The 16,253-nt window shown below is 51.9% G+C and carries 17 protein-coding genes; all 17 read left to right on the top strand.

All coding sequences use genetic code 11. The features are described 5' to 3' along the window. Nucleotides 1–194: 194 nt before the first annotated feature. The 17 genes from KJB30_RS01910 to KJB30_RS01835 all read left to right on the top strand — a co-directional run bounded on the left by KJB30_RS01910 (nucleotide 195) and on the right by KJB30_RS01835 (nucleotide 15,893). Complete coding sequence (locus tag KJB30_RS01910; protein WP_214296222.1) at nucleotides 195–3,200, top strand: DNA polymerase III subunit alpha; 3,006 nt, start codon at nucleotides 195–197, stop codon at nucleotides 3,198–3,200. 194 nt (nucleotides 3,201–3,394) lie between these two features. Next, nucleotides 3,395–4,627: a GGDEF domain-containing protein gene (locus KJB30_RS01905; RefSeq protein WP_214296221.1), complete on the top strand. Its 1,233-nt coding sequence runs from the start codon at nucleotides 3,395–3,397 to the stop codon at nucleotides 4,625–4,627. Nucleotides 4,628–4,695: 68 nt separating this feature from the next. Continuing rightward, entirely contained in the window at nucleotides 4,696–4,887 is a 192-nt protein-coding gene (locus KJB30_RS18340; protein ID WP_437179714.1) for a hypothetical protein, read from the top strand. A 442-nt stretch (nucleotides 4,888–5,329) separates the two neighbouring features. Further along, nucleotides 5,330–6,487, top strand: coding sequence for a collagen-like domain-containing protein (locus tag KJB30_RS01895; RefSeq protein WP_214296220.1), 1,158 nt, complete (start codon nucleotides 5,330–5,332; stop codon nucleotides 6,485–6,487). 151 nt (nucleotides 6,488–6,638) lie between these two features. Next, a complete protein-coding gene (gene hemG, locus KJB30_RS01890) occupies nucleotides 6,639–7,166 on the top strand; it encodes a menaquinone-dependent protoporphyrinogen IX dehydrogenase (RefSeq protein ID WP_214296219.1) in 528 nt (175 codons plus the stop codon). Nucleotides 7,167–7,544: 378 nt separating this feature from the next. Beyond that, nucleotides 7,545–7,997, top strand: a complete 453-nt coding sequence (locus KJB30_RS01885; protein WP_214296218.1) for a phage tail protein — start codon at nucleotides 7,545–7,547, stop codon at nucleotides 7,995–7,997. Between the two features lie 42 nt (nucleotides 7,998–8,039). Continuing rightward, a complete protein-coding gene (locus KJB30_RS01880; RefSeq protein ID WP_214296217.1) occupies nucleotides 8,040–8,492 on the top strand; it encodes a phage tail protein in 453 nt (150 codons plus the stop codon). Nucleotides 8,493–8,563: 71 nt separating this feature from the next. Then, entirely contained in the window at nucleotides 8,564–8,878 is a 315-nt protein-coding gene (locus KJB30_RS01875; RefSeq protein ID WP_214296216.1) for a hypothetical protein, read from the top strand. 159 nt (nucleotides 8,879–9,037) lie between these two features. Further along, the gene (locus KJB30_RS01870; RefSeq protein WP_214296215.1) at nucleotides 9,038–10,447 is read left to right on the top strand and encodes an MBL fold metallo-hydrolase RNA specificity domain-containing protein; all 1,410 of its coding nucleotides are present in this window, start codon (nucleotides 9,038–9,040) and stop codon (nucleotides 10,445–10,447) included. Between the two features lie 141 nt (nucleotides 10,448–10,588). Continuing rightward, entirely contained in the window at nucleotides 10,589–10,768 is a 180-nt protein-coding gene (locus KJB30_RS17925; RefSeq protein WP_246545416.1) for a YidB family protein, read from the top strand. A gap of 247 nt (nucleotides 10,769–11,015) precedes the next feature. Further along, nucleotides 11,016–11,324: a carboxymuconolactone decarboxylase family protein gene (locus tag KJB30_RS01865; protein ID WP_214296214.1), complete on the top strand. Its 309-nt coding sequence runs from the start codon at nucleotides 11,016–11,018 to the stop codon at nucleotides 11,322–11,324. Between the two features lie 44 nt (nucleotides 11,325–11,368). After that, on the top strand, nucleotides 11,369–12,193 hold the full coding sequence (locus KJB30_RS01860) for a mechanosensitive ion channel family protein (protein WP_214296213.1): 825 nt from the start codon (nucleotides 11,369–11,371) through the stop codon (nucleotides 12,191–12,193). A gap of 360 nt (nucleotides 12,194–12,553) precedes the next feature. Beyond that, nucleotides 12,554–13,921 (top strand): sodium-dependent transporter, encoded by a 1,368-nt coding sequence (locus KJB30_RS01855; protein ID WP_214296212.1) that lies wholly within the window; start codon nucleotides 12,554–12,556, stop codon nucleotides 13,919–13,921. A 178-nt stretch (nucleotides 13,922–14,099) separates the two neighbouring features. Beyond that, complete coding sequence (locus KJB30_RS18190; RefSeq protein WP_281415419.1) at nucleotides 14,100–14,231, top strand: hypothetical protein; 132 nt, start codon at nucleotides 14,100–14,102, stop codon at nucleotides 14,229–14,231. A 28-nt stretch (nucleotides 14,232–14,259) separates the two neighbouring features. Continuing rightward, entirely contained in the window at nucleotides 14,260–14,892 is a 633-nt protein-coding gene (locus KJB30_RS01845) for a carbonic anhydrase (protein ID WP_214296211.1), read from the top strand. 265 nt (nucleotides 14,893–15,157) lie between these two features. Then, entirely contained in the window at nucleotides 15,158–15,424 is a 267-nt protein-coding gene (locus tag KJB30_RS01840) for a GlsB/YeaQ/YmgE family stress response membrane protein (protein WP_214296210.1), read from the top strand. A 55-nt stretch (nucleotides 15,425–15,479) separates the two neighbouring features. Beyond that, nucleotides 15,480–15,893, top strand: a complete 414-nt coding sequence (locus KJB30_RS01835) for a hypothetical protein (RefSeq protein ID WP_214296209.1) — start codon at nucleotides 15,480–15,482, stop codon at nucleotides 15,891–15,893. Nucleotides 15,894–16,253 lie beyond the last annotated feature (360 nt).

The following is a 16,253-nucleotide window of genomic DNA, read 5'->3' as shown; positions in this document are numbered from 1 at the left end:
GAACACCGATGGCATCTATTCAGTTCATTTTTGCCATCAAAAGCTGAAAGAGATAAGCCTTAATGACATCAAACATTGAAGCAAAAACTGTTACCTATGTCCCCGAACATCTGTAACCCTTGACTCCGGTCTATACACCACTGAGGGGAGAGGGAGCTTGAATCTCAACCTCAACCTCAACCTGACCTAAACCCATGCACGACTTCGTTCATCTCCACGTACATTCCTCTTCTTCTCCAGCCTGGGGCATCCATTCCCCCGAGGCGCTCTGCGTTGCTGCACGAAACATGGGGCTGACCACCCTGGCCCTGACCGACCGCAACGGTCTGTATGCCATCCCGCGCTTTATCGCTGCTGCCCGAGAAGCAGGGATCGCGCCGCTGATCGGGGCCGAAGCGGTGACTGACAGGCACCGGGCTGTGCTGCTGGCCCGGGATGAAACGGGTTACGCTAACCTCTGCCGACTGCTGTCCGACCTGCATTGCTGCAAGGGGTTCGAGCTTCCAGCCGCCCTGAGCCGCTACCGTCAGGGTTTGGTGGTCATCAGTGACGATCGCAATCTGCTCACCGTTCTCGCTGCCGAAGAGCGCAGCAATCTCTTCGTTGAAGTCTCCCCGGGGCACAACCTGTCCGCAGCCCTTGCGCTGGCCGAGGAATTGAGCCTGCCGCCGGTGGCGACCTGCCGGGCGCTGTTCCTGGAACAGGAGGACATCCACCTGCACCGGGTACTGCGGGCGATCCATCTCACCAGCAAGCTTTCCCGATTGAAAGCCGAGGAATGCGCCAAGGAGCGCGACTTTTTGATGGCGCCCCCGGAGCTTGCCCGCTTCTTTCCCGAATGCCCCCGGGCGCTGGCAAACACCCGGCTGGTGGCTGATCTCTGCCGCAGCGACTGGGACTTTTCCCGCACTATATTCCCCGCTTTCCGCAGTCTGGAAGATGACCAGGCTTTCACCGAGCTGGAGCGGCGCGCCCGGCTAGGAGCGCTGCGCCGCTACGGCTGCATCGACGAACAGGTGGAGGCGCGCCTGACCAAGGAGTTGGCCATCATCAGGCTGAAGGGTTTTGCCCACTATTTCCTGGTGGTGGAGGAGATCGTCAGCCAGTCCAAACGCACCTGCGGCCGGGGCAGCGCGGCAGCTTCACTGGTGGCCTATTGCCTGGAAATCACCCATGTGGACCCGATCCGCCACAACCTTTTCTTCGAGCGCTTCCTCAATGAGGGGCGCACCGATCCCCCGGATATCGACATCGATTTCCCCTGGGATGAGCGCGATGCCATTCTTGATTTCGCCTTCAGGCGCTATGGCGTGGAGCGGGCGGCGATGGTTTCCAACCAGGTCGGCTTCAAGGGGAGGGGAGCGCTACGGGAGGTGGCCAAGGTCTACGGTCTGCCCGAGGTTGACATCAAGGAAGTGACCGAGCGGATTTCCGGTTTCTGGAGGGCGGACCGGGCCGCCGGGGCGGTCCACGGTCATCCCCTGTTCGAGGGGGAGCAGCTGCCCCGGGAGTGGGAGGAGATCATCGGCGTGGCCGGGCGGCTGAAAGGGCATCTGCGCCATTTGTCGCTGCATTGCGGGGGATTGGTGATCGTGCCGGACGAGATCCGTCGTTATGTGCCGGTGGAGATCTCTGCCAAGGGACTGCCGATGATCCAGTGGGAAAAGGATCAGGCCGAAGATAGCGGGCTGGTGAAGATCGACATCCTCGGCAATCGTTCTCTGGCAGTGATTCGCGATACTTTGTCGGTTATCGGACAAAAGGATGTCGCCATAGATTTCGCCTCATGGGATCCGCTGGCCGATGAGAAGACCCGTCTGCTCTTCCGGCGCGGGGCCACCATGGGCTGTTTCTACGTCGAATCACCCTCGATCCGCCTGGTGCTGAGGAAGGTCTGGGGGGAGCGCCCGGATCGGCAGGCTCTGGCGGCCGATCTGTTCGAGGTGCTGGTACAGGTTTCATCGCTGATCAGACCGGCGGCCAACAAGCTGGTGCTGGAATATGTGGCCCGGGTGCGCGGCAAGGCGTGGCAGTCGGTTCATCCCTTCTTGGGCGGCGTGATGGACGAAACCTACGGCATTGCCATCTACCAGGAACAGATCACCCAGATCGCCATGGCACTGGCCGGCTTTTCAGTCTTTGAAGGGGATCAGCTGCGCAAGATCGTGAGCAAGAAGCACAAGGAGAAGAAGCTGGAGGATTTCCGGCGCCGTTTCTTCGAGGGGGGGGAGGGGCTGGGAGTGCCCCGGCAGGTGCTCGAATCCACCTGGAATCAGATCCTCTCCTTTGCAGGCTATTCTTTCTGCAAGCCCCATTCGGCCAGCTATGCCATGGTCAGCGCCCAGGCCGCCTATCTGAAGGCCAATCATCCGGCTGAATTCATGGCCGCGGTTATCTCCAACCAGGGGGGCTACTACTCCACCTTCGCCTATATTTCGGAAGCCAAGCGATTGGGCTTGTCGATCCTGGGGGCGGATATCAATGCCAGCGACTATTGTTATACCGGAGGAGAGGGGAGCGTTCGCATCGGCCTGATGCAGATCCAGGGACTGACCCGGGATGGTGCGGACAGGCTGCTGCACGAGCGGACTGAGCGGGGCAGTTTTTCAAGTTTTTCCGATTTTCTGCGGCGGGTGAGGATCGATCGTGCAGATGGGGAACGACTGGTTACAGGCGGCTGCTTTGACAGCCTGGAAGGTAAAGAGCGACGTCCGTCCCTGCTCTGGGAACTGCTCCAACACGTAAGCCGCCCCTCGGGGAGCGGACTGCTGTTTGAAGAACCCCAGGTCCAGGAACTGCCGTCTCCCCCCGCCTACGATGAGGCCATGGTGCTGCGCCAGGAGCGCGAAACCCTGGGCATGCTGGTATCCCGCCACCCGCTCTCCCTCCACCGCAAGGCGCTCTTGCGGCACAAGCCCACGCGCGCCTGCGAGATGCACAACCACGCCGGCCGCCCCGTGACCATGGTCGGCTGGTGGATCACCACCAAGACTGTGCAGGACAAGCACGGCCGTCCAATGGAGTTCATCTCCTTTGAAGACACCACCGCCATCTTCGACGCGACTTTCTTCCCGGATGTGTACAGCCGCTTCTGCCGCAAGCTGTCCCAGAAGCGCCCTTATCTGCTGAAGGGAATGGTGGAGGAAGAGTTTGGGGTCTGCACCCTGCGGGTGAGGTGGGTTGGGTTTTTGGATGAGTAGGAAGGGCGGGGATCGAGCAGTGGTTTGTAAAATGATGTCTCTTTAAGTAAAACATTTTTAATGTTTGCGGTTTTGACCACAATGTTGCAATAGTAGCTGTGAGGGGCTGAATGACAGAAAGTCAAGCCTGCCGCCTAAAGATTTGGTCACTCCTGTCGATAATATTAATTTATTAGAATTTTACAGGAGCCGCCATGATTAACCCTTCTAGCACTCACACCAGAGATTTGATCAAGTCCCTTCTTTTAACAGCAACAGTCTCAATTGTCCTGATTATCGTCTTTACCTGCATCGGCGTCTACCGCGTCTATTTAAACCACATTACCGACACCAACGAAGATTATGCTGTCGGTGTCGCAACCGCACTGATGAGTCATGAATCGGATGCACTGATCCGGAAAGAAGGGGCACGATCCAGAGTTGCTATAGCTCCGCACGAGATGCCTGATCTCGACCAACGTATGAAAGAATTTTTATCATCCTTCAGTATTGTAAAAATAAAAGTATACAATGCCGACAAAATAATCGTGTACAGCACTGACAAAAAGATTATCGGAGAGCAAGATTTGCAGAACCACCGTCTACAGCGTGCACTTGTTGGTGTTCCGGATTCCCATCTTGAGACGAATAAAAAGCTACACGATCTTGCGGGCGAGAAAGTCATTGATGTCGACGTAGTCGAGACGTACATTCCGATTCGAGATTCACGAGGAAAGGTCATCGGCTCCTTCGAGATCTACATGGACGTAACAAAAATGCACGGCAAGATTGTGACTGCAGTCCAAATGACAGCCGTTTTTCTGGCTTTCATTCTTATCATTGTTTTCAGCGCGTCCCTTGTCGTCCTGCGTAAATCTGCACAAAAGCTTGATGAAGCACAGTCCGAACTGAAACGCCTTGCTATGACGGACGCACTTACCGGGTTGTGGAATCGTCGCCATATTCTCATAAGAGCGGAAGAAGAGTTCCGGCGTTGCCTCCGATTCCGAGAGCAGGGAGCAGAAGCCTCGAGCGCCTTCATCATGATCGACATTGACCACTTCAAGCAGGTCAACGACCAGTACGGACACCCGGGTGGAGATATAGTTTTGCGCGTCGTCGCTGAACGGATTGCAGGTGTTCTTCGCACCTATGATGTTATGGGTCGTTACGGCGGAGAGGAGTTTTTAGCGATTATTATGGATGCCGACCTTTCGGAGGCTGTCATCACGGCCGAGCGGCTGAGAATGGCTATCCGGGAAACACCTATTGCGATCGAAGATAATGAAGTGAATGTTACGATCAGCCTCGGAGTCGCCTGTATCAGTACAGGTGACAATGGCATTATAGGCGCGCTAAAAAGAGCAGACGACGCTCTTTATCGAGCGAAACAGAGCGGTCGGGACCGTATTGCTACATCTTACGAAAATGTTCAGGAACAGACGTAGGTGGCATCACTGATCTCATCGGGCAGGGAGTCGAGCGGTTCGCTCATCGTATTCATGCGTTTTGCCTTATGACCAATCATGTTCATTTACTTGTTCAGGTTGGCGAAGTTCCCCTGTCCCGTATCATTCATAACCCTGACGTTGCGCTATACCACCTGGCTGAACCGCCGCCACAACAGAATCGGGCATCTTTTTCATGGGCGTTACAAGGCTTTGCTCGTCGATGCAACGGATTGGGTTTTGTCTTGTTTTGGCAGTAAGGTTGGTTCCGCTCGTAAAAGGTACATGGCATTCGTGAACGATGCAGTAACGTCCGAGATGCGCAAGGAATATGGACAGGGAACACATGGTGGACGAATACTCGGCGATGATGAAGTGCCTAGGGAAGTGCCTTAAGAGTCTGTTAGTAAATTGATTAATAGTTGTGATAGACATTTTTAATAATAACTTGTATATCATTCTGAGTAATCTGTTCCTGATGCTGGTTCAGGCAATAGGTCATTTTTATACCGCAAATCAAAAGATCGAAGTGCTGCCCGCCTGCTGTAAACTAAAAATCCTTATTTCTAACATGGCTGAAAATCTGCCCGAACGATTTAATTATGGCTCAGGGTTTGATTTAAAGAATCAGCTGAGAGCAGAGTTGGGTCATCGGCTAAACGTCATTTTTGAAACAACAACATCAATTACAAAGGAGAGAGAGTGAAAAAGTTAAAAACAGCAGTCATCAGTATAAGCCTTGTTTTTCCAGCCATTGCGGGATTACCACGAGTAGGTCATACAGCAACAATTTATGCCTGTTACCAGAAGTCTGCAGGGATTGTTAAGGTAGTGAGCGGTCCTGATCAGTGTAACAATAATTCGGAAATACCAATCTCATGGAATGAGGTTGGACCGCAGGGAGCACAGGGACCGGCAGGTCCTCAGGGTGTTGTCGGTCCACAGGGCCCCGTTGGACCGAAGGGACTTACAGGCCCCATCGGTGCAACAGGCCCCCAGGGGGTTAAAGGAGACACTGGTGCTGCAGGTCCAACTGGTCCTGCTGGAGTACCTGGACCCTTGGGCCCTGTGGGTGCAATCGGACCTCAAGGGCCCAAGGGTGATACAGGTGTTGCTGGTCCTGTTGGGGTACAAGGCATTGCCGGAGTAGCTGGACCCCAGGGACCGGTTGGTGCAATTGGGCCTCAGGGGCTTAAGGGTGAAACAGGCGCTACAGGACCAGCCGGTGTTGCCGGTCCTGTAGGGGCCCAAGGCATTGCCGGAGCAACAGGACCTCAGGGCCCTGCTGGTGCAACAGGACCTCAGGGCCCTGCTGGTGCAACAGGACCTCAAGGGCCCAAAGGGGATACAGGTGTTGCTGGCCCTGCTGGTGTAACAGGATCTCAAGGGCCTAAGGGAGACACAGGTGCTACTGGTTCTGCCGGAGTAGCTGGACCTCAGGGCCCTGTTGGTCCCATGGGTTTAACAGGAGATACCGGGCCGGTTGGGCCACAGGGACCGGCAGGGGGGGGAGCCATAAAGGCCGCCGTGTTTGGAACCGTTGCCCATAATACCGATTTTGATCATGATCATGATCTTAATGTCACTGGCACCGGCTTTACCGCCAGTGACGTGTCTCCTGGCGTTGTAACCATCTCATTTAACCCATCCCCCTTTGGCACAGCACCATATTGCACGGTAACACCAGTGGATGACGGAATTTCAAGGCCCATGATATCCAATTGCCGGCTTGTTGGTCTCCCCAATGCAAATGATTTTACAGTTCGTTGCACGGCTCCGATAGACTCGACATTTCCTGACACTCTCATATTTGAGTCAGAAACTACACACACGTCATTTTCATTTATATGTGTTCAATGATTAAGCTTTAACTTTAGGTTTTGGCGGGAACTACAGTGTCACCCTTTTTGATGAAAACGGCCCGTCAGGATTACCTGGCGGGCCGTTGTGCTTCCTCTGAAAGTTGAGAACCCAGAGGGGAATAAATACACGAAAGGGATTTAACAGGAATATGTCCAAAGTTCTGATTATCTACTCCACCACAGATGGGCAGACAAGGAAGATATGTCATAGACTGCAACAGCTTATTGAGCAGCAGGGGCATCAAGTCACAGCCGTTTCCATTCAGGAAGAACCAGAAATTGACGTGGCTGCTTTCGATAAAATAGTCATCGGAGCCAGTATCCGCTATGGAAAACACAGCCCGCAGATTGTCAGCTTCATCGAGAAGAACAGACAACTTCTGGAGAGCAAACCTAATGCATTTTTTTCAGTGAATGTCGTTGCGAGGAAAGCTGAAAAGAGCAAACCCGAACAAAATCCATACCTGCAAAAATTTCTCAAACGAATATCATGGAAGCCCAGAGAGTTGGCTGTTTTTGCCGGGAAAATTGATTATCCGAGTTACAGTTTTATTGATCGCTTTATGATTCGACTTATCATGTGGATGACCAAGGGACCAACTGACCCCAACGCCATAGTGGAGTTCACTGATTGGGAACAAGTCGACTCATTTGGGCGAATTGTAAGCGATATGTAAGGAATGGGCGACATAACCAAGCCCTTGGACGCCAACCTAATTACTACTTTTTGAAGACAATTATCCCCAGCCGCAAAGCAACCAGATGTTATTCAACCTTGATAAATTTCTGCTCCCATCACATCACATTAACCTTCACCCCAGTTACGTAAATTCAGGCTATCACTACCAAGACACTGCAGAACAAGCACGGCTGATCGAGGTGGTTCATCCTCTTTGAAGACACCACAACGACCTTCTATGCGACCTTCGGATGAGAGTTTTTGCGGAGGAGACGTTGCTGAATTACTTGAAAATTTTAATTCTCAGATTGGATGGGTTTGCGTATAGTGCCGACACTTGACAGGAGAATCATGTATTTCAGGAGAGGAGGAATCTATGGCTGTGACAAGAGATAGACCTTACGGCAATTCGAATTTTCTCGTTGATTTTGGTAGGGGTGATAGCAGGTCGGTGTCCATGGGATTTGCGGAAGTCATCTTCCCACCGTTCACTGTCGGCGAAACTGCATTGTCTCAGGACTACCCAACTACGATCACACCCCTTACAACAACTGAGATTGCTCCAAGCAACCATATTATTTTGAAACGTGGCGTGATCGGCAGCCTGGATTTGTACGATTGGTGGGACAAGGCTCGCCAGGGAAAGGCACCAAAGCGGCGCACCATGAAAATCGAGCTGCTCAGTGACGACCAGTCTGCTGTGGTGCTGACCTGGCGGTTTACCAACGTTAGACCGGTCAGTCTTTGCTATTCACCATTGCGCGCCCTGGAGAGCGGCATCATCATGGAAACCGTAATCCTGGCATTCGACAGCATGAGCATGTCGTAAGAAGGAATTGCAGAGCTAACCAACATCTAAACAGGAGGATCTATGGCTATTTTACGAGAGTGTCCCTATGGACAGTTCAATTTTCTGGTGGATCTTGGGGATGGCAATACTGATGGGCCTGAGGCCGGTTTTCAGGAGATCAGCGGCATAGGCATGGAAGTTTCGGTGATTGAATACCGTAACGGCAATGAGAAGGAGAACAGTGTCCGCAAGATAACCGGATTGCATAAATGCACGGACGTGACCCTGAAGCGCGGCATTATCGGCTCTCTCAATCTGTACAAATGGCTGGACCAGATTCGTAACGGAGATCAGCACGCCTACCGTAATGTCGTAATACAATTGCTTAACGAAGATCGTACCGCCGTAGTGCAGACATGGCTCCTCAGGCGGGCGCGAATAATCAAGCATACGAGTGGGCCACTCAATGCAAAAGGTACCGACGTTGCAATGGAAGAGATGGTCCTGACCTATGAGCGGTTGGAGATGGAATGATGGGCGCATCTCATAACGCAGGGGGTAACCGAAGGATCCAAACTCGAAATGTTTTTTTTAAAGGAGAAGTCATGAAAAAATCGTGTTGGGTCAAGGTATGCTTTATCATTTTTGCCATGCTTGCTGGTGGTTGTGCGAGTTCCAAGCCCACCATAGGCGACAACATGCTTGTCCAAGGTGAAACTGCCCAGGAGCTGGCTAAAAATTGGAATGAGGGAAATAGCCTGCTTATCGAAGGTGAGGAGTTAAAGAAAAAAGGGCAGAAAATGATTGAGGAAGGAAAGGATAAAATTGAAGAAGCAGATGTGATGATTTCAGAGGGAAAACGTATGATGGAAACAAGTGAAAAGACATTTGCTGCTAAATTTCCGAACACCAAAAAATAGAGAAGAAATAAGAATCACGCTCACGAAACGGCAATAGTATGAACGATCTTGATAATTCATCACTTCTATGGCGGGTGGCTTCGCGCCACCCGTCCGCATTTACGTCACCTTTACACATCTAAAAAGGGTAAGCAGTAATCTCCATGAAAGGGGTAACACATGAGAATCACCTTCAATGGCGCCACCCATACCGTGACCGGTTCGCAACACCTGCTCGAGGTGAACGGCAAAACAATCATGCTCGATTGCGGCCTGTTTCAGGGCAAACGCAAGGAATCCTTTGAGAGGAACCGCAGCGAATTCTGCACGGGCAAGAACATCGACTGCCTGATTCTTAGCCACGCTCACATCGATCACTCGGGCCGGATCCCCTGTCTGGTCAGAAACGGATTTACGGGCGATGTCTTCTGCACCTCGGCAACCCGGGATTTGTGCGCAGTGATGCTCATGGACAGCGCCTCTATCCAGGAAAAGGACGTGGAGTTCGTCAACCGGCGGCGCCAGAAGCAGGGCCAGCAGCCCTTCGAGCCGCTCTACACCAGGGCCGATGTGGCCAGGACCATGAATCAGTTCGTCGGCCTCAGCTATAACCGCCCCCACCAGCTCTTTCCGGGCATTGTTCTCACCCTGGTGGATGCCGGCCATATGCTGGGCAGCGCCCATGTGGTTCTCGAGATCGAGGAGCAGGACTCCGGTAAAAAACGCCGCGTCGTGTTCAGCGGCGATATCGGCCGGCCGGATGTCCCCATCATTCGCGATCCCGTACCGATCAGCGCCGGCGCCGATATCCTGATTATGGAGAGCACCTACGGCAACCGCGTGCACCCGGACTTCCCCGAGTCGGAAAAGGAGCTGGAACGAATCGTCAATGAAACTGTCAGCCGGGGTGGATCACTCCTGATTCCTGCCTTTGCCGTCGGCCGTACGCAGCAGCTGGTTTACGCCCTTCACAAGCTGCACAGCAAGCGGGCCATCACTGATCTGCCAATCTTCATCGACAGCCCGCTGGCAACCCGCACCACCGATGTCTTCCGCCTTCATCCTGAGGTCTTCGATGATGAAATTCGCGAGTTTTTGCTGACCGACGACGACAATAATCCCTTTGGCTTTGGCCGTCTCCAGTACACTCAGTCGGTGGAGCAATCAAAGGCTCTCAACAGCATGAAAAACCCGGTGGTTATCATCAGCTCCGGCGGCATGCTGGAGGGTGGCAGGATCCTCCATCATCTGCGCAACCGCATCGAGGACCCGCGCAACACCATACTCTTCACCAGCTGGCAAGCGCCCAATACACTCGGTCGCCGCCTCGTTGAAAACGAGAAGCTTGTCCGCATTTTCGGGGAGGAGTTCCAGGTGCGTGCCAGGGTGGAGGTCCTGACCGGCTTCTCCGGCCACGCCGATCGGGATGGACTCATAAATTTCGTGCGTGTCATGAACAAGAAGCCACAACAGACCTTTATTGTCCATGGTGAAGACGATGCCTCTGCGAGCCTGACCGATGCCCTGCGCAATGAGCTGGGACTCGAAAATATAGTCATCCCTGATTACATGCAATCGTTCGATGTTTGACCAGAATCGACATGGGCCACTCAAGCCACGGCGTTTACTTTCTAATCAATGTCAGGCAATTACTGAAGAATCGGAGATCTGTGGCATGATCTTTGTTGTCCCTGATGCCTTTACTCATGGGACGTCAAAATCAAGGAAGGGTTGGGGAGTGACCTGATTCAAAACCTGGCCGAAAAGACAGGGCTTTCCCAGGAGGACATATCCTCTAAACTTGCCGAATATCTTCCCGGTGTCGTGGACAAATTTACCACTGATGGGACTATCCCCGAAGGAGGCCTTTTGGAAAAGGGGCTTGAGTTCTTTCAGGGGAAATTTTCCTGATCTTCAATGTATCGCCTGACATGAAAAGGGACAGGAGCTGATGAGCCTGTCCCTTTTTATTTTCCTTCTTTATCCGATGAGTAAATTCTGGAGACATCCATATTTAATTGCCGCTTGACTTGTTAATATCATTCCATTAGCTTCCGCGCATGGCTCATATTGCACGTGCCATTGGGCCTAAGATACATAGGAATTAGGTACGGTGCTCTAGAGCTACCCCCATAGGTTCAACAAAAAGGAGGATACTATGTCCCACGATACATCGCAGAATTATCTGAAACTGAAGGAGCGTCATGCCGAATTGATAGAGGCTGTTGAGGCACTGGGCAATGCTGCGCGCAATGCAGGGCCCCTGGATGAAAAAGCTGTGCAGCTCATTAAGCTGGGCGCCGCGGCTGCAATCGGTTCAAAAGGGGCGTTGCGCAGCCATGCTCTGCGGGCATTGGAAGCGGGTGCTTCACTTGAAGAAGTGCGACATGCCATTATTGTTTTGACAAGTACGATTGGTTTTCCGACGGTTGCGGCAGCGCTTGCGAGAATTGAGGAGGTTGTCTAACGGATGGAGTGGTGTGCGGCGGCATAACTCAAAGGAGATTAGCCATGGAAAATATCAATCAGTATCAGCAGATGGCGGTGACGTATTTGACTGAAGTGGGCTCCAAGATTGTCGCTGTGATTTTGTTTTGGCTGGTCGGACGTTGGTTGATCGGTGTTGCCGGTGGTATGTTGCAAAAGGTTATGGAGAAGCAAAAGGTTGATCCGACCCTGATGCGTTACATCGGAAACTTTTTATCGGTTACCCTGAATATTATATTGGTAGTTGCAATCCTGGGTTATTGCGGATTTCAGACAACCACGTTTGCCGCTCTTGTTGCCGGAATTGGTATTGCTATCGGTGCTGCGTGGGGAGGGCTGCTTTCTAACCTGGCCGCTGGAATATTTCTGGTTGTTTTGCATCCCTTCCGGGTTGGTGATTTTATCACCGCAGCAGGGGTGACCGGCACCGTTAAAGAGATCGGGCTTTTTGTGACGACAATCAACACACCGGATAATGTTTTAACACTTGTCGGGAATGCCAAGATTTTCGGAGACAATATCCAGAATTATGCAGCTAATGATTACAGAAGAGTAGAGCTGAAATGCCAGCTTGCAGGCAATGCTGATCATGCGGCCGCTATGCTGCTGCTTCGGGAGAAGTTGGCTGCGATTCCAAACGTTCTTGCACAACCACCCGTAGAAGTTGAAATTCTGGACTTCAATCTGGTTGGGCCAATCCTTGCCGTGCGGCCGTTTTGTCACAACGACCATTATTGGCAGGTCTATTTCGATTCCAACCGCACAATCAGAGAGTCATTGTCTTCTGCCGGCTTCCCTGCTCCCATGCCTGCACAGATGCTGATGGTCCAGAATCAACCCTCTGCTTGAGAATCGATGTTTAAATGTTGTGAAAAAATATAAGAGCCCACCACCTACGTACGACCCCCAGAATACCGGGGGTCGATACCGTTGAACGAATCCCGCTTCACGGGAACATCAGGTTAAATCTATAAACTCTGCTCCGTCATTGAATTGACCTTTCCCTCAAACACAAAATCTCGGTTTCAGCACCAAGACCGTGCAGAAAAACATGACCGCCGGATGGAGATGATCTCCTTCGAAGACACCACCGTTATCTTTGATTCTTTACCGGGAACTGAACCCTTTGCTTCCAGGGAAGCAAACCTTGTATAGTGTATTAATGTGACATTTTGACTAGCCTGCAGAATTGGAAAGAGGTTCCTGGTAATGGAAAAAAACAAGACAGCAATTACACGCGACAGCTTTACATCAGGATTCGGCGTATTGGCCGCTACTCTCGGTTCGGCAGTCGGTCTGGACAACATCTGGAAATTTCCCGCGCTGACCGGGTTGAACGGCGGGGCGGCCTTCCTGATTATCTATCTGCTCTCTACGCTTATGGCGGGGCTCCCGGTGATGATCGCCGAGATCATGCTTGGGCGCCGTTCCCGATCCGACGCTCTGACCACCTTCCGGGTACTGTATCCGCAGCGGGAAACCTGGGGCCTGATCGGTGCGGTCGGAGTCCTGTCGGCGTTCCTGATTCTAGCTTTCTATACCGAGGTGGCTGGCTGGGTCTTCGCATACGTATTCAAGTCAGCGGCAGGGAGCGTGCTATCGACAGACCCCAAGATAACCTCGGCCGCTTTCGAGAAGCTGGTTACTGATCCAGTCCAGTCGGTTTTCTGGCAGCTCTTCGTGATCATTTTCGTTGGCTGTATAATTGCCCTGGGTGTCTCCAAGGGGATCGAGACCACAACCAAGAGGCTGATGCCTGTTCTCTTCATGATCCTGGTCATGATCGGTATCCGGAGTCTGATGCTGCCCGGCGCCGCCCAGGGGCTCGATTTTCTGTTTCATCCCGATTTCTCCAAGGTAACCGGCGCAGTAGTTTTGACTGCAATGGGGCTTGCTTTTTTCAAGCTTTCAGTCGGCATGGGGACCATGATCACCTATGGGAGCTACTTCAGAGACGACCAGGATGTACCGATGACCGCTTTGCGCGTCATGTTTGCCGATCTGACCGTTTCTATCCTGGCGGGAATCGCAATCTTTCCGGCGGTATTCACCTTTGGCTTCAAGCCGGAGGCTGGTCCGGCGCTGCTCTTCATCACGATTCCGGCTGTTTTTTCCCAGATGCCTCTCGGGAACATCTTCGTGACACTATTCTTTGTGCTCGGCGCCATAGCATCGACCGGCGCCATGCTCTCCATCATGGAGGTGCCGGTCGCCTATCTGCATCAGCGTTTTGCGTTATCCCGAATCAAGGCGACCGTTATCACCGCAGTAACACTCGCCCTGATCGGATCCACAGCGGCGCTCTCAAATAGCATGCTGGCCGGGTTCAAGCTCTTCGGCATGACCATGTTCGACTTCTACGATTTCCTTACTTCAAATCTGCTGCTACCGATCGGGGGACTCTTTCTGTGCCTCTTTGCAGGCTGGGTCTGGGGAGAGGAAAAGGTGCGGGCGGCGCTTTCCAACGACGGCGTCCTTGCCAACCGACACATCATCAGCACCTTTCTGTTTCTGTTGAAATATGTTGCACCGGTGGTCATCGTTGTCATACTGCTGCGAGGACTGAAAATTATCTAGTTTACGACCGGAAAGGGCTCTTTGTGTCCCCCTGACCCCGAAATCCCAGTAGTCTTCTTCATAGGAACCCAAACGTGTGTAAGATGAAGTCTTTTTTAATTTCTGTAATCTCTTTATATATCCCTACAACCCAAACGTCTCCAGGTTGCTATTTCATGAGTTATTCCAGGCAATACCAGTGGTTTATCTTGAAATAAACGTCCCCCCGGATAGCTCGGAAATTGATCGGGCGCTGGAAGAGGCGGCACGGCGAGAGCGTGAACGCTATGACCTGACCGCTGACGAGGCTCTGGCAAAATTGACTGAATGAACTGATAAAACGACAGGAGCTCTTCATAATGCAAGATCTCGAACGATTTGTAGCCGGTTTCCGTAGCTTCCAGAAAGATTATTTCGGCCCGGAAAACTCACAATTTGAGCGACTTAAGCAGGGACAAAGTCCCAAGACCATGATCATCGGCTGTTCGGATTCGCGAGTCGATCCGGCTATCCTGACCAACTGCGCGCCGGGTGATATTTTTACCGTCCGCAACGTGGCCAATCTGGTGCCACCCTACGAGGAAGATGGCGGCCGGCATGGCGTCAGTGCCGCCCTGGAGTTTGCCGTCTGCTACCTGGAGGTGGAGCACATCATCGTGCTTGGCCACTCCCAGTGCGGCGGCATTAATGCTCTGATGGCCGGAAACTGCGGCTGCAAGGGGGACGGCTTCATTTCCAGTTGGATGTCCATCGCCGCGCCGGCACGAGAGAAGGTGCTGGCGGAATTACCGGGCAAAGATACAAAGCTGCAGCAACGGGCTGCCGAGCAGGCAGCCATTCTCGTTTCGCTGGAGAATCTCCGCTCCTTCCCCTGGATCAATCAGCGGGTGATTGACGGCACCCTTTCGCTCCATGGCTGGTATTTTGAATTGAACGCCGGGGAACTATCGGAGTACCGGCAGTGTTCTGGCCTGTTTCAGAAGATTGACTAGGTTTTATTATTAGGATCATAGCTACTACAATATTTCTGTTTCCTACCCTGAATCTACCCGAAAGCCCCCTTGACGCTACCTGCACATGGAGATACCATTTTCTTATGGGATCAATCATTTTGGTCTTCTTCCCACATGTTCAGAAAGCATGCTGTGATAAAAAACAGAAGGGAGGTGAGCGAAACTCTTCAGCTATTTACGGAAAATGTTGCATGTAAAATAGTTCGTTTGTTCAAACTGAGACTGAATTTCAAAGGAGCTAGCCATGGGAATTATATCTTGGATAGTAATGGGATTGATAGTTGGCGCTCTCGCAAAGTTCATCATGCCTGGCAGAGACCCTGGAGGATTCTTTATTACCATTCTGCTAGGGATAGCGGGTGCTTTTCTGGGTGGATTCATCGGGTCTGTATTGGGGTTGGGAGATGTCACAGGTTTTAACATAGGGAGCCTGCTGCTGGCGATCGGCGGTTCTATTCTTTTATTGGTAATATACCGTGCCCTGAAAGGAAGAGGTGCTGTCCATACCTGACCTGAAAGCGTTGCCGTCGCTTCATCCGACCACTTAGCATAGGTTTAGAGGCTGTTTGGGACACAATACCAAGATGCTTGATTTGAAATTTGCAAAGCTGGTTTGGGTTTTACCTTGTTCTGCGGTGGGGCTTGTTCTCACCGCAGTTCTTTTAGTTGCTGGTGCCAAGGTCTCATGGTCCTCCGGAGCATTGGAGGTCACCTTTCGCGACAGCCTTGCTGATTGCGGCAGGCGTGCACGCGACCTGAGTTGTCGCGGCATCGTATTCGGTCATGTCATTCTGGCCGTCACTAGAGAAGAGCTCGCTATCATTGGCGCACATGAGCGAATTCATGTTCAACAATATGAACGCTGGGGGCCATTATTCTTTTTGGCTTATGGGACATCCAGTCTCTTGCAGCTGATTCACCGGCGTAGCCCGTACTGGCACAACCACTTTGAGATTCAAGCCCGCGAGCGCAGCAAATGAGTCCAGTTGACCTTTGAAATCGCCCTCTTTTATTTCCGAGTTAGTTGATGTGGTATAGGTTGTTTTTTAAATAGAATTTCTTCTGCGTGAGGAGAATCTGGTTGTCATGGTTTGTTGACAGGGTGCTATGGTTGTAATCTGTTTTTTTGGGCGTGGCTCTCGGGGTTGTATTTAAATGTCGCATTGGATCAGTAGTTTGTCGTGTTTTAACTGAGATTTCAAGAATAAAAACTACCTCTTTGGGGATGGATGCTGTCTTTAAAAAGGGGCGGGTGTAGCTCTGATGGGAGCTATGATTGACACGTTTTTTTGTTGACAATTACAGTGGAGTTATGTTTAATGTCTACTAAATTTATGGAT

Origin of the sequence: Pelotalea chapellei, from assembly GCF_018531195.1 — a bacterium.
In the GTDB taxonomy this organism is placed as follows: domain Bacteria; phylum Desulfobacterota; class Desulfuromonadia; order Geobacterales; family Pseudopelobacteraceae; genus Pelotalea; species Pelotalea chapellei.
The sequence above is the reverse complement of the archived record's forward strand: the minus strand, read 5'-3'. Positions and strand labels throughout refer to the sequence as shown.